General features: G+C 63.8%; 20 protein-coding genes. 7 read left to right on the forward strand and 13 right to left on the reverse strand.

What is annotated here, in order from left to right:
* Positions 1-63: 63 nt before the first annotated feature.
* Positions 64-384, forward strand: a complete 321-nt coding sequence (gene trxA / locus LOZ74_RS04215) for a thioredoxin (protein WP_230281698.1) — start codon at positions 64-66, stop codon at positions 382-384.
* Here trxA and LOZ74_RS04220 read toward each other — a convergent pair whose 3' ends face one another.
* Genes LOZ74_RS04220 through argJ form a run of 4 tightly spaced genes read right to left on the reverse strand, consistent with a single transcriptional unit; the run spans position 385 to position 3,534 of the window.
* The gene (locus LOZ74_RS04220) at positions 385-1,179 is read right to left on the reverse strand and encodes an inositol monophosphatase family protein (protein WP_230293033.1); all 795 of its coding nucleotides are present in this window, start codon (positions 1,177-1,179) and stop codon (positions 385-387) included.
* 13 nt (positions 1,180-1,192) lie between these two features.
* A complete protein-coding gene (locus LOZ74_RS04225; RefSeq protein WP_230293034.1) occupies positions 1,193-1,804 on the reverse strand; it encodes a glutathione S-transferase family protein in 612 nt (203 codons plus the stop codon).
* Positions 1,805-1,841: 37 nt separating this feature from the next.
* Positions 1,842-2,333 carry a GFA family protein gene (locus LOZ74_RS04230; RefSeq protein WP_230293035.1) on the reverse strand — a complete coding sequence of 164 codons (492 nt, stop codon included), beginning with the start codon at positions 2,331-2,333 and terminating at the stop codon, positions 1,842-1,844.
* Positions 2,314-3,534, reverse strand: coding sequence for a bifunctional glutamate N-acetyltransferase/amino-acid acetyltransferase ArgJ (argJ, locus tag LOZ74_RS04235; RefSeq protein ID WP_230293036.1), 1,221 nt, complete (start codon positions 3,532-3,534; stop codon positions 2,314-2,316). Before argJ ends, LOZ74_RS04230 begins: the two co-directional genes overlap by 20 nt.
* A 190-nt stretch (positions 3,535-3,724) precedes the next feature.
* On the opposite strand from argJ, the gene LOZ74_RS04240 reads away from it, so the two are divergent.
* Positions 3,725-4,141, forward strand: coding sequence for a hypothetical protein (locus LOZ74_RS04240; RefSeq protein WP_230293037.1), 417 nt, complete (start codon positions 3,725-3,727; stop codon positions 4,139-4,141).
* Here the strand turns inward: LOZ74_RS04240 and LOZ74_RS04245 are convergent.
* The 5 genes from LOZ74_RS04245 to LOZ74_RS04265 form a co-directional block, all read right to left on the reverse strand.
* Complete coding sequence (locus LOZ74_RS04245) at positions 4,138-5,118, reverse strand: hypothetical protein (RefSeq protein ID WP_230293038.1); 981 nt, start codon at positions 5,116-5,118, stop codon at positions 4,138-4,140. The two genes, LOZ74_RS04240 and LOZ74_RS04245, sit on opposite strands and share 4 nt — an antisense overlap.
* A gap of 37 nt (positions 5,119-5,155) precedes the next feature.
* Positions 5,156-6,505: an acetyl-CoA carboxylase biotin carboxylase subunit gene (accC, locus tag LOZ74_RS04250; protein ID WP_230293039.1), complete on the reverse strand. Its 1,350-nt coding sequence runs from the start codon at positions 6,503-6,505 to the stop codon at positions 5,156-5,158.
* 16 nt (positions 6,506-6,521) lie between these two features.
* Positions 6,522-7,013 (reverse strand): acetyl-CoA carboxylase biotin carboxyl carrier protein, encoded by a 492-nt coding sequence (accB, locus tag LOZ74_RS04255; RefSeq protein ID WP_370638874.1) that lies wholly within the window; start codon positions 7,011-7,013, stop codon positions 6,522-6,524.
* Positions 7,014-7,170: 157 nt separating this feature from the next.
* Positions 7,171-7,632 (reverse strand): DUF2141 domain-containing protein, encoded by a 462-nt coding sequence (locus LOZ74_RS04260; protein WP_230293040.1) that lies wholly within the window; start codon positions 7,630-7,632, stop codon positions 7,171-7,173.
* Between the two features lie 115 nt (positions 7,633-7,747).
* Positions 7,748-8,161, reverse strand: a complete 414-nt coding sequence (locus tag LOZ74_RS04265) for a holin family protein (RefSeq protein ID WP_230281693.1) — start codon at positions 8,159-8,161, stop codon at positions 7,748-7,750.
* A 103-nt stretch (positions 8,162-8,264) separates the two neighbouring features.
* On the opposite strand from LOZ74_RS04265, the gene LOZ74_RS04270 reads away from it, so the two are divergent.
* The gene (locus tag LOZ74_RS04270) at positions 8,265-8,852 is read left to right on the forward strand and encodes a GNAT family N-acetyltransferase (RefSeq protein ID WP_230293041.1); all 588 of its coding nucleotides are present in this window, start codon (positions 8,265-8,267) and stop codon (positions 8,850-8,852) included.
* Here the strand turns inward: LOZ74_RS04270 and LOZ74_RS04275 are convergent.
* The 3 genes from LOZ74_RS04275 to LOZ74_RS04285 form a co-directional block, all read right to left on the reverse strand.
* Complete coding sequence (locus LOZ74_RS04275; RefSeq protein WP_230293042.1) at positions 8,838-10,487, reverse strand: DUF4139 domain-containing protein; 1,650 nt, start codon at positions 10,485-10,487, stop codon at positions 8,838-8,840. The two genes, LOZ74_RS04270 and LOZ74_RS04275, sit on opposite strands and share 15 nt — an antisense overlap.
* Positions 10,488-10,498: 11 nt before the next feature.
* A complete protein-coding gene (locus LOZ74_RS04280) occupies positions 10,499-11,998 on the reverse strand; it encodes a DUF4139 domain-containing protein (protein WP_230293043.1) in 1,500 nt (499 codons plus the stop codon).
* Between the two features lie 108 nt (positions 11,999-12,106).
* Positions 12,107-12,727: a TetR/AcrR family transcriptional regulator gene (locus tag LOZ74_RS04285; RefSeq protein WP_230281689.1), complete on the reverse strand. Its 621-nt coding sequence runs from the start codon at positions 12,725-12,727 to the stop codon at positions 12,107-12,109.
* Positions 12,728-12,841: 114 nt separating this feature from the next.
* Here LOZ74_RS04285 and LOZ74_RS04290 point away from each other — a divergent pair, with 114 nt between their 5' ends.
* The 3 genes from LOZ74_RS04290 to LOZ74_RS04300 are packed head-to-tail and all read left to right on the forward strand — an operon-like array spanning position 12,842 to position 17,365.
* Positions 12,842-15,178 carry a TonB-dependent receptor gene (locus LOZ74_RS04290; RefSeq protein ID WP_230293044.1) on the forward strand — a complete coding sequence of 779 codons (2,337 nt, stop codon included), beginning with the start codon at positions 12,842-12,844 and terminating at the stop codon, positions 15,176-15,178.
* A 22-nt stretch (positions 15,179-15,200) separates the two neighbouring features.
* Positions 15,201-16,097, forward strand: a complete 897-nt coding sequence (locus LOZ74_RS04295) for an alpha/beta fold hydrolase (RefSeq protein ID WP_230293045.1) — start codon at positions 15,201-15,203, stop codon at positions 16,095-16,097.
* Positions 16,094-17,365: an MFS transporter gene (locus tag LOZ74_RS04300; protein WP_230293046.1), complete on the forward strand. Its 1,272-nt coding sequence runs from the start codon at positions 16,094-16,096 to the stop codon at positions 17,363-17,365. The genes LOZ74_RS04295 and LOZ74_RS04300 overlap by 4 nt, the downstream gene beginning before the upstream one ends.
* Here LOZ74_RS04300 and LOZ74_RS04305 read toward each other — a convergent pair.
* Positions 17,362-18,804 (reverse strand): ATP-binding protein, encoded by a 1,443-nt coding sequence (locus LOZ74_RS04305; RefSeq protein WP_230293047.1) that lies wholly within the window; start codon positions 18,802-18,804, stop codon positions 17,362-17,364. The genes LOZ74_RS04300 and LOZ74_RS04305 overlap by 4 nt on opposite strands.
* Before the next feature lie 183 nt (positions 18,805-18,987).
* On the opposite strand from LOZ74_RS04305, the gene LOZ74_RS04310 reads away from it, so the two are divergent.
* Entirely contained in the window at positions 18,988-19,464 is a 477-nt protein-coding gene (locus LOZ74_RS04310) for a hypothetical protein (RefSeq protein ID WP_230293048.1), read from the forward strand.
* Positions 19,465-19,551: the final 87 nt, after the last annotated feature.

Consider the following 19,551-nt stretch of genomic DNA (forward strand, 5'->3'; position numbering starts at 1 on the left):
ATGCGGCCCTATCTATACGACCAAGACCTATTCACGCCCCTGCGCATTTCTGGAGATTGATTCATGGCCACTATCGCCGTCACCGACGCCAGCTTCGAGGAAGACGTCCTCAAGTCCGACAAGCCCGTTTTGGTCGATTTCTGGGCCGACTGGTGCGGCCCGTGCAAGATGATCGCCCCCGCGCTTGAGGAAATCAGCGAGGAACTGGGCGAGCAGGTGACCATCGCCAAGATGGACATCATGGAAAATACCGGCGTTCCGGGCCAGATCGGCGTGCAGTCGATCCCGCTGATGGTGCTGTTCAAGAACGGCGAGGCTGTCGCGCAAAAGCTGGGCGCCGCGCCGAAAAGCCAGTTGAAGGGCTGGCTGGAAAGCGAGCTTTAATCAGGGAATACAGGCGGCGAGCTTTTCGAACAGCGAAGGGCTCGCCGCGGCCAGCAGGCCGGTGCCGTCCTGGTCCGGCCGATAGGGCGAACCGTCGATCCGCGCGGCCATTCCGCCCGCTTCGTTCAGCCACAAGACGCCCGCCGCATGGTCCCATGCCAGGGTGCGCTGAAACACCGACACATCGTTCACGCCCAGCGCCAGCCGCGGATATTGCTCCGCCGCGCAGCGCGGAATGTCGACCAGCCGGAAATGCGGGGCGACATTGCGCTGAACCTCGTGCCTTTGCGCTTCGTCCATGAATACCGTGCTGATCGCGGCCACGGGCTTGTCCTCGCCCGTCGGGCGCGCGTCGATGCGCTCTCCATTGACAAACGCGCCCTTGCCCAGTTCGGCGTGGCACAATCGCTGACCCAGCGGATCCCACAGCCAGCCAGCCTGCGTCACGCCGCCGGCGGCCAGCGCGATGATGATGCCGAACGGGGCCTTGCCGCGCGCGAAATTATTGGTGCCGTCCAGCGGGTCGATGATCCAGCACAGATCGGCGCCGCGCCGGTCCATGACCGCGCTGTCGGCATGGGCCGCTTCCTCGCCCACGATGGCGGCTTCGGGCAGGATGCGCGCCAGCCCGTCGGCCAGCATCACTTCGCTTTCGCGGTCGGCGACGGTGACCAGATCGTCATGCGCCTTTTCGATAATTTCGCTGCTGGCCAGTGATTGATAGCGCGGCAAGATCGCCTTTTCCGCCACCTCGCGCATCAGCGCGGCGACTTGATCGGTAAGGGTGGCAGTCATCGAAAAACCTTTGTCAGCTTAGCGGGATCATCACATTGGCGGCATAGCCGGGACGCGATTGCAGCGCGCCATACCATCGTTCGGCAGCGGGCAGGGCGGGCCGGTCGATGGGCAGGGTGAAAAACGTGTGCGCGTAAACGCCCATCGGAATATCACCGATCCCGAAATCACCGCCCGACAGCCATGGGGCCTGTTGCAGAAACCCGTCGAGGATCGCCATGCGCGCGATCGATGCGGCGGCGGATTTCGCCATCGCTACATGGTCGCGCCGCTCCTCTGGTGTGCGGACATGGCCCAAGAAAACGGGACGCTGCATTTCGGCGTAATCGGCCTGCCAGTCCATCCAGCGGTCGCCGGTGGCGCGCAGCACCGGATCGGCGGGCCACCAGCGTTCGCCGCCATAGCTGGCCGCCAGATAGCGCAGGATCGCGTTCGATTCCCACAATGTCACGCGGCCGTCCTCTATCGTCGGGACCAGCGCGCTGGGGTTTTTCGCCAGATAGTCCGCGTCCATCCCGAACGCACCGCCGACATCGTGCCGCCGGTAATCGATGGCCAGTTCCTCGGCAAACCAGACCACTTTCTTGACGTTATGCGAGTTGAGCCGTCCCCAGATCGTCAGCATTCCGGCCTCCTGTCCCTATGCCCCGGCAGGGTCGCTGTCATGGCGTGATGCAGCGTGGCGGGGCAGGTCGTCCGCCGCCGGTGCCCATGCGATATGGCTTGCATAATAGATATGAAATTGCGGCGTCACCGCGTCCGGATCGTCCAGCGTCGGCAGGTTGAAGTGCCAGCGTCGGCAGGTTGAAGTGATAGTCGCCCCCGCCTCCGCCCCCGTTCGCGTCCCCGCCCACGTTGGCTTCGCGGGTCAGCAGCGGCGTGCAGCATTCGCCGCAGAACAAACGCTCCAGCCGCGGGCTGGACAGTACCGATCTGATCGCCCCTTCGCCCTGTTCGATCCGGTAATCGTCCTGCGCGATGGCGGCAAAGGCCATGGCGGGGCTGCCCGAATTCAGCTGGCACAAGCGGCAATGGCACCAGCCCGCATCACGCGGCGCGGCGGCAAGGCGGAACCGCACCGTGCCGCACAGGCAGCCGCCCGTCAGCCATTCGGGTGCACCGGAAGGTGAATCGTCAGGTGCGATAATCGGCATTGATCGAGATATAGCCATGCGTCAGGTCGCATGTCCAAACCGTCGCGCGCCCTTCGCCAAGGCCAAGGTCGACATCGATGCGAATATCCTCGCCCTTCAGATGGGCGGCGACGGGCGCTTCGTCATATCCGGCGACCGGCTGGCCGTCCCTTGCCGTCCATATGCCGCCAAAGCCGATCGACAGGCGGTCGCGGTCCGCCGGTTCGCCCGCCTTGCCCACGGCCATGACGACGCGGCCCCAATTGGCATCCTCGCCCGCGATGGCCGTCTTGACGAGCGGCGAATTGGCAATGGCCAGCCCCACGCGGCGCGCGCTTTCGTCGGATGTCGCGCCGGTCACCGCGATCTCGATGAATTTCTGCGCGCCTTCGCCGTCGCGCACCACCAGATGGGCCAGCTGGCGGCAGATATCGTGCAGCGCGGCGGCAAACGCATCCGCGCCCGGGCTGTCGGGGCCGGTAATCTCCTCGTTCCCGGCCTTGCCGGTGGCGAACGCCAGCACCGTGTCGCTGGTCGAGGTATCGCCGTCGACCGTGATACAGGAAAACGTCGCCTCGTTCGCGGCGGACAGGCATTGTTGCAGAAACGCGGGCGCGACATTCGCGTCGGTGAATACATAGCCGAGCATGGTCGCCATATCGGGCGCGATCATGCCGCTGCCCTTGATGATGGCGCTGAATTCGACGCGGGTGCCGCCGATCATCGCGCTGGCATGCGCGCCTTTGGTGAATGTGTCGGTGGTGCCGATCGTCTCTGCCGCCTGTTCCCAGCCGCAGGGTTCCGTGCCGAACACGCGGGCAAGCCCTTCGCGCGCCTTGTCCTGCGGCAGGGGGACGCCGATCACGCCGGTGGAGGAGACGAACACATCGCTCGGCTCGCAGTCCAGATGGGCGGCAACCTCGGCCATGATCGTCTCCACCGCCTCGCGCCCGCGATAGCCGGTGAAGGCATTGGAATTGCCCGCATTCACCACCAGCGCGCGGGCACGGCCCAGCTTGACCTGTTCGCGGCCCAGTTCGACTTCGGACGAGCAGCACACATTCTTCGTGAACACGCCCGCAACGGCCGTCCCCTTGTCCAGGGTCACGAAGGTCAGGTCGCAGCGGCCCCAGTTCTTGTAACCCGCCCGCGCCACGCGCGGCACGGCGCCCGCGATGGCGGGAAGGGCGGGAAAGGGGCGGGCCAGCGGCGATGTTTCCATAATGCGCGCTGACTAGGGCGCGGCGGGTTGGGGCGCAATCGCGAAATGGGTACGGACGGGGCATCGATCGTTTTCCCCCGCAAATATCTCGCTTCGTCGGGGGAACCGTCACACAATATTCGCATTGGAAATGGATATAGGATAGAAATTACGCGTTGCGGAGCTTCGGGACACATCCATGCCATCCGTCATGTCGAACAGGATTTATTCGCGCCTTGTCTTTGCCGGCTGCTGTTGCGGTGCCGGCATGGCCGCGCTGCCTGCTTGTGCCGAACCGGCGAACTTGCGGGACGATCCGGCATTGGCCCGCGTCGGCGGGGCTGCCCTGCTGGCGATGAACTTCGACCTTGCAGGACGTGACCGTGCCGAAGCGCTGCACGCCACCGATGCCGAAGCCGCATCCGCCGAAGAGGCCGAAACAGAAGCAGGGGAAGGCGCGCTCGAAGCGCCTGCCATGCCGCGCCAGCCTTGGGTGGACGACGGGTTGAAACGCGAATGGTCGATCCGCCCCGTCGAAGACGGCCCCGCGCTGGAGCTCGCCGCGCTGGGCGGCGGCCAGAAGAAATCGGGCCGCCTGGCCCATGTCCGCGTAAGCTGGGCTTTTTAGCTCATACCGGCCCGTTCGGCGCGGTCCCGGATGATGGTCAGCACATTTTCCTGTACATCGCCCAGCAGGACCTCTCCCCACCACGCCAGATAGAAGCCGAGACGGGCGCGCATGCGATAGCGTGTGGTCAACCGCAGCCGCGTTTTGCCATGGGCCAGCGGCAGCAGTTCGTAACCGCCGCTCTCCACCTTCAATAGCGGGCCGTCGGGTGAGATATGGCGGTCGGTATGGCGCTGAACGGAATCGTCGGGAAAGGAAAAGCGCCACCCGATCGCATGTCCCGGCCTGTATTCCTCTACGATCTCTTCGAAGCGGACGTCGTGTCCCCATTGCGCCAGCCGCACCATGCGCCCGTCGCGGTTCACCAATTGCGCCCTGCTGGGCCGCGGAACGCCCAATATGTCCTGCGTCAGATTGGCCTTGCCTTCGTGCGGGGCGACGGCGGGAATGCTGACCAGCAAGGGCCAGACCGTCGCCGCATCGGCATCGATCGATGTTTCGCGAACGACTTCGCGATATTCCCATTGGGGAGGAGACTGCGCCTCGATCCCGAACAGGACGAAGGGAAAGGCGGCCCAGCCCGCCAGCAACAGGCGGTCACCTTCTCGCCCCTTGCGGCGACGGGCGTTATGGCGCGTGACGAGGGCACCGGCCAGCGCCGCCGGAATCCATAGCGGCAGGATCATGACGATGCACAAAGCGCCCTCGTCAAAGAGCAGATAGGCAATGCCCGCCACGGCGCAGAGGAACAGCGTCGGGGTAAGGAAACAGCCCTTAAGGCTGTTATGACCGCCCGGATCGGCCAGATTCAGGATCAACGCGCCCAGCGCCGCGGGGATCGCCAGCAGGACCGCGAAATAGCCATAGCCGAGGTTCGCGATTTCGCCGGATTCGATCAGCAGCAGCCCGGCGGCCAGCATCGCCACCAGCAGGAAGGTGACCCTTTGGTCGGGGCCAGTGCGTTCGCGATCGGTCACGCTTCCTGCCTTTTAGAATTGGAAGAATGCCGCCGGCCTATGCCTCGCGCTCCGCGAGCCATTCCTCCAGCCATTTGATCGAATAATCGCCGTTCAGGAAATCGTCCTGCCGGATCAGTTCCTGATGCAGCGGGATCGAGGTTTTGACCCCTTCGATCACCATTTCTTCCAGCGCGCGTTTCAGCCGCATGATACAGCCTTCGCGCGTGCGGCCATAGACGATCAGCTTGGCGATCATGGAATCGTAATAAGGCGGAATGCGATAGCCCGCATAGATCCCGCTATCGACGCGCACATGCATGCCGCCCGCCGCGTGATAGCTGGTCACGCCGCCCGGAGATGGGGTGAAGTTGAACGGGTCTTCCGCATTGATGCGGCATTCGATGGCGTGGCCCGAAAAGACCAACTCGTCCTGCTTTACCGACAGCGGCTTGCCGTCGGCGATGCGGATCTGTTCGCGGACCAGATCGACGCCGGTGATCGCCTCGGTTACCGGGTGTTCGACCTGCAGGCGGGTATTCATTTCGATGAAATAGAACTCGCCGTCTTCCCACAGGAATTCGATCGTGCCCGCGCCGCGATAGCCCATGTCGGCCATCGCCTTGGCGCAGATGCCACCCATCCGCTCGCGCTCCTCCGCGCTGATGACGGGCGAGGGAGCCTCTTCCAGCACCTTCTGGTGGCGGCGCTGCAGCGAACAGTCGCGCTCGCCCAGATGGATTGCCTGGCCGTTGCCGTCACCGAACACCTGAAATTCGATATGGCGCGGATTGCCGAGATATTTCTCGATATAGACGGTGTCGTCGCCGAATGCCGACTTCGCCTCGGACCGCGCCGCGCTCATCAGGGCGGGCAGTTCCTCGGGCGTCTGCACGACCTTCATGCCGCGACCGCCGCCGCCGCTGGCCGCCTTGACCAGCACGGGATAGCCGATTTCCGCTGACAGTTTCAGCGCTTCGTCGGCATTGTCGACCGCGCCGTCGCTGCCCGGCACCAGCGGCAGGCCCAGCGCGCCAGCAGTGCGCTTGGCTTCCACCTTGTCGCCCATGGTGCGGATATGTTCGGGCTTGGGCCCGATCCACTTGATGCCATGCGCCTCGACAATCTCGGCAAAACGGGCGTTTTCGGACAGGAAACCGTAACCGGGATGGATCGCATCCGCACCCGCGATTTCGGCCGCCGAAATGATCGCGGCGATGTTGAGATAGCTTTCGCTGGCAGGCGCGGGGCCGATGCAGACCGAATGGTCGGCAAGGCGCACATGCATGGCATCGGCGTCGGCGGTGGAATGCACCGCGACGGTTTCGATGCCCATTTCATGCGCGGCGCGGTGCACGCGCAGCGCGATCTCGCCCCGGTTGGCGATCAGGATACGCTTGATGGCCATGATCAGCGGCCCGCCGTCACTCGATCACGACAAGCGGCTGGTCGAATTCGACCGGGTCCGCATTGCCGACAAGGATTTGCGCGATCGTGCCTGCACGGGGCGCGGGGATGGCATTCATCACCTTCATCGCTTCGACGATCAGCAGGGTTTCGCCTGCCTTCACGCTCTGTCCGACCTTGATGAAATCGGCGGCGCCGGGTTCGGGCGCCAGATAGCAGGTGCCGACCATCGGGCTTTTCACCGCGTCGCCATTGACGGGAGCGGCGGCGGGGGCGGCCTCTGCCGCGGGGGCGGCGGCCGGTGCGGCAGGCGCGGCCATCACGGGCGCAGGCGCGGCATAGGCCGCCACGCCGCCCGCGCGCGATACGCGGATCTTGCGATCGCCATCTTCGACCTCGATCTCGGTCAGGCCGGTTTCACCGAGCAGCTCGGCCAGTTCGCGCACCAGCGCGCTATCAACGTTCATTCCCGAATTCGTCTTGCCGGGAGCGGTCTTTCCGTCGCTCATCCATCGCCTCGCTTGAGGTTGCACAATGGGACGGGCCTATGCGCTTGTGCTTGGCCAAGGGCAAGAGGGGGCGGGGCGTTTGTGCGGAAACTTGCACCCGGTCGACAATCGCCTTTTGCGGTATGGCGGGCTGTAATTGTCTGGAAATACGATATTTTCAGGGAATCGTACGGAGCGTGATCGCCAGGGCGCTACCCTTGGCTGAATGGGTAAAAGCCGACCCTTCGAACCGTGGCCGCGACATGCCGACCTTGTGATTGCGCGAAAATCCGACCAGTTCGGTGGGCAAGCCGGCGAAATTGCGGTCTGCCTTGCCATTGCCGTTCGCATCCCAATAGGCCTGCGCGGCATAGGTGCCCGGCGGCACGCCGGCTACGGTGACCTGTGTGGTGCCGCGCGTCGCCGGGGCCGATGCGCGAAAAGGGCAGGTTTCGCGGGTAAAGCTGTCGGGCGTGCAAATCGCGACGACGACGCGGCCTGCGGACCGTTCCACACCGGATACCGCAATGTCGATCGATGCGGCATCCGGTGTGGAAGGCCCCTCCCGACCGGTGAATCCGCCCGCCGCGCCGGTCAGCGCAAGCAGGGCGGAAACGGTCAGCTCCCTGAACGCGACCATTCGCATGGCATGATTTGTGATCCACGATGGCCCATAAGTAAAGGGGTAATCGTGGTGGACAGAGAGCGAAATCGATCGGGGGAGCGGGCCATCAGGCGATCAGGCCATCAGGCGATCAGCGATCGGTGCCCTTGGCCTTTCCCCACTGGCGCGCGGCGGTATAGCCCAGATAGCCGGTACCGAAGAGCGCATAGAGCGGTTCGGGCAGCCCGCCGAGATAGCCCGTCATCCCACGCGCGATGGCATCGGCGGCATCGGGGCGGAACGCGGCGATAAATCCCATGGGGATGGCGAACAGGATCAGCGCGTACATCACATACAGAAAACCGGGCCGTGCCCTGCTGGTCCAGGGATCGGCGGATTGCGCCTCGGTCACGATGGCGGACAGGCGCGCCTCGATCGTTTTCAGTTCCTGGCTGTTTTCCAGTTGCAGCAGTTCCAGCTTGGCGCGTTCACGCGCTTCCTTGTCTGGGATGACGCGGTCGATGATCTTTGAGATCGGACCGATAAGCGATTCAATAAGGGGCATGGCATTTTCCCGTTGCTGTGGCAGGCCAGTGGGTGCTGTGCCGAATCGGCGGGAAGTAGGAAAATAAAAGAACCGGTGCGGTTCACTTTAAAGGGATTTCAATGTGGCTGTAACGATCGATGTGCTGACGGGCGCGGCACTGCACGATGCGGTCGATGCGCTGGCGGCGCTGCGCATCGCGGTGTTTGCCGAATACCCCTATCTCTATGACGGCAGCGCGGAATACGAACGGGCATATGTCCGCGAATTCATGGCAGAGCCCGACAGCGTACTGATCGCCGCAAAAGATGCAGGGCGCATTGTCGGCGCGGCAACGGCATCGCCCATGGCATCGCAAAAGCCCGAATTCCGCGCACCGTTCGATGCGCGCGGAATCGATACGGCAAGCCTGTTCTATTTCGGAGAGAGCGTGTTGCTGCCCGAATATCGCGGGCAGGGGATCGGCCATGCGTTCTTTGACGCAAGGGAAGCGCAGGCGCAGGCATGGGGCGCGTCATCGGCGTGTTTCGCATCGGTCGTCAGGCCCGACGATCATCCGCTGCGCCCTGCCAGATACCACCCGCATGACCGGTTCTGGACGGGGCGGGGCTATACGCCGGTGGGGGGTCTGGTGACCCGGCTTGCATGGAAAGACCATGGCGAGGCGGCGGAGACGCCCAAGGCGATGCAATATTGGCTAAGGGTTTTCTGACGCGTTCGGATCGCGCATCTGCCATGTGATCCGCCGCGTCGCACCTGCGGGCACGTCGATGCGCAGCACCTGTTGCCCGCGATAGGTCGCGATTTTTTGCGAGGCGCGGCGTAGGGCGATCGCATTTGCCGGGCCAAGCGCCAGTTCGAAGCGCAATGGCTCGCTCGTCGGATTGGTGACATCGGCTTCCATCGCGGCCCATTTTCCCTTGGCGACGGCATTGCGCCATGCCTCCAGCGCGGTATCGCGGTTGCTGGCAGAGGATGCGCCGCGCGGGCGGCAGGCATAGATCACCGCGCTGTGGGGAGAGAGAGCGATCTCCACATCCTCGCCGACGGCGCGGTCGCGCATATCGTCCTCGGCCACCAGCAGGGGGCCATGGGCGCTGGGCTCGAACACGGCGATCCGGCCTTGCGGCAGCGACCGGCCCAGACCCTGCGATTCCAGATTGCGGCTGCGCAATTCGATACCGGCGAGCGCCTCTTCCATTTCCGCCACGCAGCGCCCCGTGTGCATCAATTCGCCCTTGACCGCGTCGAGGGTCAGGAATTTCACCTGTTTCTGCGACTGCGCGGCCACGTCGACCGCTACCGGCACGCGATAGAGCTTCAGATCGCCCAGCGCTTCCTCGCCCGCCTCGACCTCTGTCACGGCCATGGCCGATTCCATCTCGGCCTTCCGTAAACGGCTGCCGGTCACGACGATCTGGTCCGCCATCATCGCAGGGGCGGGCGCTGGCGGCGGCGGGGGTGCAGGCGGCGGCGGATAGGTGCCGCGCGATGTGCTGCCGATGGGATAGCAACTCAGCCGCAAGGGGCGGGCAACGGGCGGATCGGAAAGATCCTCGTAATCGCTGGTGACATTGATCCGGCCCGCGACGGTCATCAGTTCGGCATCGGGAAAGCTTTGCCCGTTGCCGTTCGCCACGGTCAGCCACGCCATCAGTTCCAGCGTGCGATCCTTCTCGCGGCTGGCCTCTGCAAAAGTGGCGACGTAATTCGCCTGCCAGTCGAACCCCGTCGCCAGATAGGTCAGCGTGACCGTATGGGTCCCGCCCCCCGCGCTGTACGTATCGACGCTGAACACGGGGTCGGACGACAGCCCCTCCGGCACGCGGTCAAAGCTGAGGCCTTCGGGCAGGCCAGAACAACGCACTGCCTCATACCCCTCGCGCGTTTGCAGGACCAGCCCGCCATCGGCGCGCGTGCGGATCACCGCGCTTTCGCTGATTTCGGCTCCGGTCGCGGGATTGGTGCGGGTGATGGTGACGCGGTTGCCCAAGGTGCCGTCGACCAAAGCGGCGGGGGACAGCAGATCGGCGTTGCGGTTCTTTTCGATGGTCCCGCCGGGCAGGCCGGTTACGATGGCGCTGACCGCCACCATGCTTTCGGCCACGCCGGTAAAGCGGATGCGCGAATGGCCGGGCGGCAGGGTGACCTGTCGCACCTCTGAAATCATGGCAAAGCCGCCCACCCAGCGCACGTCGATGGGATCGCCGCCACGGCTCTCGTCGCGATAGATGGTAACCGCGATGTCAGACGGGGCAGAGGCGTCGACGGCCAGCCGCGCGGGCGGCTCTTGCGCCGCAGCACCCGTCGCCGCCAGCGCGCAGATCAGGAAAGCGAAGCGCCGCATTGCGCTGCCCCCTAGTATCGCGTCTCGTAAACCACGGTCAGCACGGTTTCGCCATTGGCGGGAACGGGCACGGCCCATTGCCGCTTGTCCAGATTGATCTGTTCGCCCTTGATGCTTTCGCTGACGACGCGAAAGTCGTTGCTCCACCATCCACGATCCAGCCCCGCCTGTGCGACATCGACGGTCACCGGCTGCGCTTTCGCATTGGTCACGCGATATTGCATGGTGGTGCGATAGAATGTCTGCGCGCGCTCGACGGTAATCTGGCGGACACGGTCATCCTCGATCACGCGGTATCGGGCCGAACGGACATATTCCTCGGAATCGATCTTCGCCCGCGCGGTGACGCTGGCCTGTACCGAAATGTCGAACGCATCGCCCAGCTTCAGGCTCATCTCGCTGCCCATGGGCGTATGGCCGATGGCGTCCTCGCCGATGAATTGCGGGGTGCCCTGCCCATCGCGCTGGTAAAACCGCACAGTGCCAGCAGGCAACGCATCGCCCAATCCGCCCTCGCGCGACGAGGAGAAGGCGAGGCGGCTTTCCACCTGCACCGGATCGCTGTCGTTCTGCATCCAGTTCAATGTGCGGGCATAGATCTTGCGCGCGGGCACGCCCTGCACGTCCATGAAACTGACCTGCTTGGTCTGCGCATTGGCGATGGTGGTCCGCGCGTCGAGCGGATAGAGATAATAATCCGCCAGACGCTCGCGATCCGCGCTTTCGGTGCCGATGCTCCGGACCTGATTGCGCGGCGGCTGAGGCCTGTAATTGCTGCGCCCGGCCGACGGATCGCCGGCCACCAGCACGGTTTTCGCGTTTTCGAATGTCGTGCCGGTATTATTGGTCAGCGTGACCCAGCCCTGCATGTCCAGCGTGCCCGAAGCCTCGTCATACAGCGACACGTAGTCGGCGTTCCAGCCCAGTCCCGTCGTCAGATAGCGGATAGAGGCTGGCCGCCGCCCCGCCGTGCCCGAATCGACGGTGACCGACAGGGTGGGGCGGGCGCGCAGCCCGTCGGGCACGCGATCGAACACCGCGCGCACCGGCAGGCCGTCGTCGCGCAGCACCTCGATCCGGTCGCCGATCTGCACCACCACGCCGCCCGCAACCGACAGGACCTTGGCCCGTTCGCGCGTTTCGGCGCCCGTGGCGGGATTGGTGCGGACCAGCGTGATCGTTTCGCCCACCGCCTTTTCCATCAGCTTCGACGGGGTCAGCAGGTCGAAATCGAAATTCTGTTCGACAATGCCCGTATTGTCGGCGGCAAAACTCAATGTCTCGGGCCGAATGCGGCTGGACACGTCGGGAAATTCGATCCGCGTCCGCCCGCGCGGAAACGACAGATCGCGCACATCCTGCACCAGAGCGGTATCGCCGTTATAGATCGTGACCGAAACGTCGCCCTGCTGGCTTTTACCGGTGGGGTCGCTGGCATCCTGCGCAAAGGCCGCCATCGCCGTGCAGCCCGTGCCCAAAGTCAGTGCCAGTGCCAGTCTGAAATGCTTCATTGATCGTCCCCCAACGGATTATGCGCGCCAAAGCCGGCCCGAAAGCTGTCAGGCCGATCCTGCATCGCGGCTGAATGATGCGATTTCGTTACGCGGCGGTACGGTTTTTCAACGCTTTACGATGCCTTTTTCCAGCAAGGCGCTGGCGATGCCGGCAATATCGTCGGTTGCGCGACCATCGGACCAGACCGCGTATTTCAGGCCGAGGAACACGTTCATGCCCATGATCGCCCATGCGCAAGCCTCGTCCAGATCGGGGCGGAATTCGCCCGATGCCACGCCGCGTTGCAAACGTTCGTGAATGCGCTGCGCTGCCGATTCGTAATGGGCGCGGAAGCTGTCGGGATCGACGAATTCAGCCTCGTCGATGATGCGATAGATTTCCTGATGCTCGCGCGCGAAGTTGAGGAATGCGGAAAACGCCGCGCGTTCGGCCCCCAGCGCATCGTGGCCGCCCGCCAGCGCCTTGCCAGCCTCTTCCCCGACGCGGGCCGACAGATCGTTCACCAAGGCGCGGAACAGCGCGTCCTTGCTGTCGAAATAGGTATAGAAACTGCCCAGCGCCATGCCCGCGCGGCGGGTGATCCCGCTGATAGAGGCATCGTGGAACCCCTTTTCCCCAAACTCCAGCGCGGCGGCATCCAGCAACTTGCGCAAGCTTTTGCGGCCCCGTTCCGTGCGCGGCTGCTTGCCGCCGGCAAGGGCGATGGCGGGGCGATCTGTGGTCATAAGGACACTCGCTAAACCGCAAAATCGCGCTTGGCAAAATTTTAAAGTTGAAAGGTGGTTCGGGTTTCAATATTCAACCCCTCATAACAAAGGTTCCAAATGGGAGAATATTGGATGCTGAAGGCCCGTCTGCGGCATACGACCGCGTGTGTTTTTGCCATTTCCACCGCCATCGCCGCGCCGTCCGCCCTTGCGCAGGACGCTGCCGATGCCGTTGCCGAAACCGAGATTACCGATGACGTCGATTACGGCGATGCCATCGTCGTCACCGCCCGCCGCCGCGAAGAGCGGCTGATCGACGTTCCGATTTCCGTCACCGCGATCAGCGGCGACGCCATGGCCAAGCAGGGCACGCAGACGATCGAGGAAATCGGCGAGCAGGTCCCGAACCTGACGCTGGAAGTATCGCGCGGCACCAATACCACGCTGACTGCCTTTATCCGCGGCGTGGGCCAGCAGGACCCCGTCGCCGGTTTCGAGGCGGGCGTCGGTCTGTATGTCGACGATGTCTATCTGAACCGCCCGCAGGCTGCCGTTCTGGACGTTTACGATGTCGAACGGATCGAGGTTCTGCGCGGTCCGCAGGGCACGCTTTACGGCCGCAACACGATCGGCGGCGCGATCAAATATGTCACCGCGCGGCTGCCGGACGAGACCGAGGTGAAGGTTCGCGGCACCTATGGCTCCTATAACCAGGCCGATCTGATCGTCACCGCCTCCACGCCCATCGGCGATAATCTGAAGATCGGCGCCAGCGGCGCGCGCCTGTCGCGCGGCGGGTTCGGCGACAATCTCTATCAGGACGGGGTGGAGAATTATAACAAGGACGTATGGGCCGCGCGCGGCACCATCGAGTTTGAGAGCGGCGCGTTTTTCGCACGCCTGTCGGGCGATTACGTCAAGGACGATTCCGCCGCCCGTCAGGGCCACCGCCTGATCGAGGGCATGGTCAGCGGCGCGCCGGTTCTGGACGATCCCTATGACACGCGCGCTGGTCTGGATGTCGTGGATCAGGAAGTGGAGGCCTATGGCGGTGCGCTCAACATGGCGCTCGAACTGTCCGACACGATCACGCTGAAGTCGATCACCGGCTATCGCAAGGATGAATCGACCTCGCCCATCGACTTCGATTCGCTGCCCGCGGTCGATGTCGACGTGCCCGCGATCTACAAGAACGACCAGTTCAGCCAGGAACTGCAATTGCTGTACGAAGGCGACCGGCTTTCGGGTGTGCTGGGCGCCTATTACCTTGACGCCAATGCCTATACCGCGTTCGACGTGGGCATCTGGACCACGGGCGATCTGATCAGCCTGCCGGGCCTGACCGCGCAGACGCTGGGCGATGTGAACACCAAGACATGGTCGGTGTTCGGCGATTTCACCTATGACCTTACCGACCAGCTCAGCCTGTCGGTCGGCGGCCGCTACACCTATGACAAGCGTTCGTCGCGGGTGCTGCGCACTACATTCATCGGCGGCTATTCCGATTTGTTCGCCGAAGGGTCCATCCCGATCGCCGTTACCTCGGACTTCGACGATAGCGCGACGTTCAAGGAATTCACGCCGCGCGCGTCGATCAGCTTTATGCCGACGCCCGATCACAACTTCTATTTCACCTATTCCAAGGGCTTCAAGGGCGGCGGTTTCGACCCGCGCGGCCAGACCAGCAGCGCCCCCGATTTCGATGGCGACGGCACGGTTTCGTATGACGAAGTCTATGACTTCATGCAGTTCGACCCCGAAACGGTCGACAGCTTTGAACTGGGGTGGAAGGCTTCGCTGCTCGACCGCCGCCTGAACATCAGCCTTGCCGGTTTCATGTCGCAGTACAAGGATGTGCAGATCCCGGGTTCGGCCGGTGTCGATTCCGACGGCGACGGTGTGAACGAGACGTTCATCGGCATCACATCGAACGCCGCCGACGCCGACGTCAACGGCGTGGAGTTCGAGATGAACGCCCTGATGGGTCGAGATTTCGCGGGGATGGGCAGCCGGTTCAACGTGAATTTCGCGCTGGGCTATCTGGATGCGAAGTTCAACGAATACATCGACGCATTCGGCAATGACGTGGCGGACGAGCGCGTGTTCCAGAACACGCCCGAATTCACCGTCAACGCCGGTTTCGACCTTGGCCTGCCGGTGGCAAGCGGCATCGTCGATTTCATCGGCTCGGTCTCGATGCGCAGCGATGCCAGCCAGTTCGAAGTGCCCAATCCCTATCTGGATCAGGACGGCTTTACGCTGGTCAACGCCAGCGTGGTCTATACCGACGATTCCGACCGCTTCTCGATCGGGGTCCACGGCAAGAACCTGTTCGACAAGCGCTATATCGTGTCGGGCTATAATTTCATCGGCGCGAATGGGGCGCCCACGCTGGGGCAGGAAGGGACGCTGACCGGTTTCTATGGCGACCCGCGCCGCGTGTTCGTGACCGGCGAAATCCGTTTCTGATCCGCACGCGGACCGGATTGTCATGACGGATTACCGATCCCACCGCTTCCGCAGTGCGGACGGGCGGCTGGACCTGTTCGCCCGGGATTATCCCGGGACGGACAGCGCCGCCCGGCCGCTGCTGCTGATCCATGCGCTCACCCGCAACAGCGCCGATTTCGAACCGCTGATCGACTGGCTGGGTGGCAGATACCGGCTGGTCGTCCCCGATGTGCGCGGTCGCGGCCTGTCGGACCGCGATCCCGAACCGGCGCATTACAACCCCGCCGTCTATGCCGAGGATATGTTCGCGCTGATGGACGATCTGGGCATCGACAGCGCGGGGCTGATCGGCACGTCGATGGGCGGGCTGATCGCAATGGCCATGGCGGCGATGGATCGCGGACGCTCACGCGATCTGCCGCCGCGCGTGGGGCCGGTGATCATGAACGATGTGGGCGCGCATCTGGAACCCGACGCGCTGGCCCGCATCGCCGGCTATGTCGGCAAATCGACCGTCTTTGCCAATTGGGACGAGGCGGCGGCGGGATGCCGCGCGGTGAACGGACCGGTCTTTCCCGATTTCACCGATACCGACTGGATGGAATTCGCCCGTCGCACCTGCCGCGAAACGGCGGAAGGCGTTGCCTATGACTATGATCCCGCCATCGCCGTTCCGATCGAGGCCGAGAACGAATCCGGCAATGGCGAGGTCGATCTGTGGCCCGTATGGCGGGCCATGGACGGGCTGCCCGTTCTGGTCGTGCGCGGGGTGATGAGCGGTCTGCTGTCCGCCGCCACGGTCGCGGAAATGGAATGCACGCACGAAGGCCCCTTTGCATCGGTCGACGTGCCCCTTCGCGGCCATACCCCATTGCTGAACGAGCCTGCGGCGCGCAAAGCGATCGAAACATTCCTGACGGAGCATTATCCGGTATGACCGACGCCGCAGCCAATCCCCGGCAATCGCGCCCCAATGTGGTGTTGGCGATGCTGCTGGTCGTCTATATCTTCAATTTCGTCGACCGGCAGATCCTGTCGATCCTTGCCGCCCCGATCCAGGCCGATCTGGATCTCAGCGATGCCGAAATGGGCGTTCTGGGCGGGCTGGCCTTTGCGATCCTCTATTCCACCCTTGCCGTGCCGCTGGCGGCATTGGCCGACCGCACCAGCCGCAGTGGGGTGATTACCGTATCGCTGGTGTTGTGGAGCGGGTTTACCGCCGCATGCGCCGCGGCGCAGGGGTTCTGGCACATCTTTCTTGCGCGGCTGGGGGTCGGCATTGGCGAGGCGGGGGGCGTTGCGCCCAGCTATGCGCTGATCGGGGACTATTTCCCGTCGAACCGGCGGGCGTTTGCGCTGTCGATCTATTCGCTGGGCATTCCGCTGGGTTCGGCGGCGGGCGTGCTGGCGGGCGGCTATATCGCCGCGCGGGTCGACTGGCGCATGGCGTTTCTGGCAGTCGGCATTCTTGGCATATTGATCGCACCCGTCTTCCGCCTGCTGGTGCGCGACAATCGTCCGCAGGTGGCAGCGGGCGAGCCGGTGATCGACAAGCCCCGCCTGTCCGAAACCGCGCGCATGCTGGCGAAAAAGCCCGCGTTCTGGTTCCTGTCCTTTGGCGCTGCGTCGAGTTCGATGTGCGGCTATGGCCTTGCATTCTGGCTGCCCAGCCTGTTGCAGCGCAGCTTTGGACTGACGCTGGTAGAGGCTGCGTGGTTCTTTGGCCTTGTCCTGCTGATCGGCGGGGTGGCGGGCATGCTGCTGGGCGGCTGGATCGGCGACCGGCTGGGCGGGCGCGACCGTGAATGGTTCGCGTGGGTTCCCGGCGCGGCATTCCTGATCGGCGCGCCTTTGTTCGCGCTTGGTATCATGAGCGGCAGCGTGATGCTGGCCTTTGCGCTGTTCATCCTGCCGCAGGCGCTGGTCTATGTATGGCTGGGGCCGGTGTTGTCGGCTGTCCAGCATCTTGTTCCCCCGCCCGCACGCGCGACGGCATCGGCGCTGTTCCTGCTGATCAATAATCTGATCGGTCTTGGCGGAGGCATTTATGCGCTGGGGCAGGTGTCCACGCTGCTGACGCCTGTCTATGGTGACGAGGCTTTGCGCTATTCGATGTTGCTGGGGCTGACGCTTTACCTGCTGGCAGGGCTGCTGATGCTGCTGGCGGGGCCGAAGCTGCGCAGCGGCTGGGTCGAAGAAGCCTAGGCCAACTCTAAGCCCGGCACATTGATCGTGCGCCCGCCGCCGTAATCCTCGCGCGTGACGATCAGGCCCTTGCGTTCCAGATGTTCCAGCAACCGCCGGATGCGCCCCGGCGAGCTGGTGCCATAGGCGCGCGACAATTCATCCTCGTCGGGCGATTCCATGCCCTGCGCCGCCGATCGGGCGATCAGCAGGAACGGGGCGAGCAGATCGTCATCGACCATGGCGCCAAGGCCCAGCACCCGTTCGCGCATGTCGTCGTCCAGATGGTCCAGCCCCGCCACCGCAATGGCGAAACGGCGCCGGAATGCCGCCATGTCGAGCAGCGCGGCGGTCGCGCCCCTGCGGCGGCAGGCCATCATAAAGCTCTGGAACTGGCTGGCGGCGGGCTGGAAGGTGATATTGGTATCGCCCGCCATTTCGGCCAGGATTTCGTCCAGCATCGCCTCGCTCTCCGCCGAAGTCACGGCAGGCGCGGCAGGTCCGCCAGAGGGGGCACGTGCCTGTGCGGCAGGCTCCATGCGGCGGGCCAGTTCCTCCGGATCCTGACGCGGCGGCGGCGGGGGAGGGGGCGGCGGGACGACCTTGTCCAGTTCCTTGTGCAGCAGCGCTTCCATTTCCTCTGGCGGGGCGCTGGGCAGCGGCACAAGCGCGCTGGCGTTGACGCGCGAACCCGATTTTACCGGCCCGATCTTGATGGCGACGGGCCGCCGCGTGATCGCAGGGCCCAGCCCCAGAAAGCGCCCGCGCTCCAGATCGCGGATCTGTTCGGCCTGCTTACGCTCCATCCCCAGAAGATCGGCGGCGCGCTGCATATCGATGTCGAGGAAAGTGCGCCCCATCAGGAAGTTCGACGCCTCTGCCGCGACATTCTTGGCCAGCTTGGCGAGCCGCTGCGTGGCGACAATGCCGGCAAGGCCCCGCTTGCGCCCGCGGCACATCAGATTGGTCATCGCGCCCAGCGACAGGCGGCGCGTATCCTCGGCCATTTCGCCGCTGGCCGATGGCGCGAACATCTGCGCCTCGTCCACCACGACAAGCGCAGGGAACCAGTGCTCGCGCGGGGCATCGAACAGCGCGTTCAGGAACTGGGCCGAGGCGCGGATCTGCAATTCGACATCCAGCCCGTCCAGCCCCAGCACGACCGAGGCGCGATGTTCGCGCACGCGCGCGGCCAGCGCCACGATCTCTGCCGCCGAATGGGCGCTGGCATCGATCACCACATGGCCGAAATGGTCGGAGAGCGAGGCGAAATCGCCCTCGGGGTCGATGATGATCTGCTGCACCATCTGCGCGCTTTCTTCGAGCAGGCGGCGCAGGAGGTGCGATTTGCCCGAACCCGAATTGCCCTGCACCAGCAGGCGCGTGGCGAGCAGTTCCTCTATATCGACGCGCACATCTGCCCCGTGCGCGTCCTGACCTATGACAATATGCGAATCCACTGCTGCGGGATTAGCGGCTGGTTGGCCGAGGCCCAAGAGAGGAGCGGGGGCTTTTGCCCGATTGGGTGGTTGGGGGTGTGGATTGGGGTTTGGAACGGCAGCTTCGCGGGGCTTTTGTGCTGGGAGCGGAATTTCTGCTAACGACCGGTTTCGGACATTTACGAATTGATATAACGCAGCTACATGCGCGCGTTGTTTGCTTCTTTCGTATTGCTCGTAGCTTCAAGTTGCATGCCAGACACTGGCAACGAGAAAATTGAACGGCTCGAAATGCGGCTTTCTGGCTGGTCTTCGCTCGACATCGTGATCGATGAAGAAGGTAATGGGACCTACAGGGATAGCGAACCATTTCCGGACGGGGCGACAGGTCATTTCAAACTTGATCAAGATGAGTTGACGAAGGTTCTAGCAAGCCTTCAGCTTTATCGAGAACTATCGGTGCCGTTCTCGGATGAGAGTGCAATGGAGTTCATCGAGCGCACCTGCCCAAAAGGTGTCCCTTCAGTAACTGATGCCGGTGCATTCTATGCTCGTTGGCACACGGCCACCTCTGACACTCATTATCTGGCGGATTTCGGCTGCGACTACGAGCGATACGCGGATCGAAACCGCGACATTATAAAGCTTGTAAAGACCCTCCCAATCCCAGTCGATTGGTAAAGTCAAAATGTCAGCTTCCCACCCCATTCCAGCCATTGCCGCGTAGAAACCGTGCGCCCGAAAGCAGCCGCAGCCACGGCAGAGCCG

The sequence above is a fragment of the Croceicoccus sp. Ery5 genome (genome assembly GCF_020985325.1).
Classification (GTDB): domain Bacteria; phylum Pseudomonadota; class Alphaproteobacteria; order Sphingomonadales; family Sphingomonadaceae; genus Croceicoccus.

Bases quoted from the DNA above. Each gene is read 5' to 3' on its own strand.
- trxA (WP_230281698.1), top strand. From the start codon at position 64: ATGGCCACTATCGCCGTCACCGACGCCAGCTTCGAGGAAGACGTCCTC.
- LOZ74_RS04295 (WP_230293045.1), top strand. From the start codon at position 15,201: ATGACGGATTACCGATCCCACCGCTTCCGCAGTGCGGACGGGCGGCTG.
- LOZ74_RS04220 (WP_230293033.1), bottom strand. From the start codon at position 1,179: ATGACTGCCACCCTTACCGATCAAGTCGCCGCGCTGATGCGCGAGGTG.
- LOZ74_RS04290 (WP_230293044.1), top strand. From the start codon at position 12,842: ATGCTGAAGGCCCGTCTGCGGCATACGACCGCGTGTGTTTTTGCCATT.
- LOZ74_RS04300 (WP_230293046.1), top strand. From the start codon at position 16,094: ATGACCGACGCCGCAGCCAATCCCCGGCAATCGCGCCCCAATGTGGTG.
- LOZ74_RS04280 (WP_230293043.1), bottom strand. From the start codon at position 11,998: ATGAAGCATTTCAGACTGGCACTGGCACTGACTTTGGGCACGGGCTGC.
- LOZ74_RS04265 (WP_230281693.1), bottom strand. From the start codon at position 8,161: ATGCCCCTTATTGAATCGCTTATCGGTCCGATCTCAAAGATCATCGAC.
- LOZ74_RS04240 (WP_230293037.1), top strand. From the start codon at position 3,725: ATGTCGAACAGGATTTATTCGCGCCTTGTCTTTGCCGGCTGCTGTTGC.
- accB (WP_370638874.1), bottom strand. From the start codon at position 7,013: ATGAGCGACGGAAAGACCGCTCCCGGCAAGACGAATTCGGGAATGAAC.
- LOZ74_RS04230 (WP_230293035.1), bottom strand. From the start codon at position 2,333: ATGCCGATTATCGCACCTGACGATTCACCTTCCGGTGCACCCGAATGG.
- LOZ74_RS04285 (WP_230281689.1), bottom strand. From the start codon at position 12,727: ATGACCACAGATCGCCCCGCCATCGCCCTTGCCGGCGGCAAGCAGCCG.
- LOZ74_RS04260 (WP_230293040.1), bottom strand. From the start codon at position 7,632: ATGGTCGCGTTCAGGGAGCTGACCGTTTCCGCCCTGCTTGCGCTGACC.
- LOZ74_RS04310 (WP_230293048.1), top strand. From the start codon at position 18,988: ATGCGCGCGTTGTTTGCTTCTTTCGTATTGCTCGTAGCTTCAAGTTGC.
- argJ (WP_230293036.1), bottom strand. From the start codon at position 3,534: ATGGAAACATCGCCGCTGGCCCGCCCCTTTCCCGCCCTTCCCGCCATC.
- LOZ74_RS04275 (WP_230293042.1), bottom strand. From the start codon at position 10,487: ATGCGGCGCTTCGCTTTCCTGATCTGCGCGCTGGCGGCGACGGGTGCT.
- LOZ74_RS04225 (WP_230293034.1), bottom strand. From the start codon at position 1,804: ATGCTGACGATCTGGGGACGGCTCAACTCGCATAACGTCAAGAAAGTG.
- accC (WP_230293039.1), bottom strand. From the start codon at position 6,505: ATGGCCATCAAGCGTATCCTGATCGCCAACCGGGGCGAGATCGCGCTG.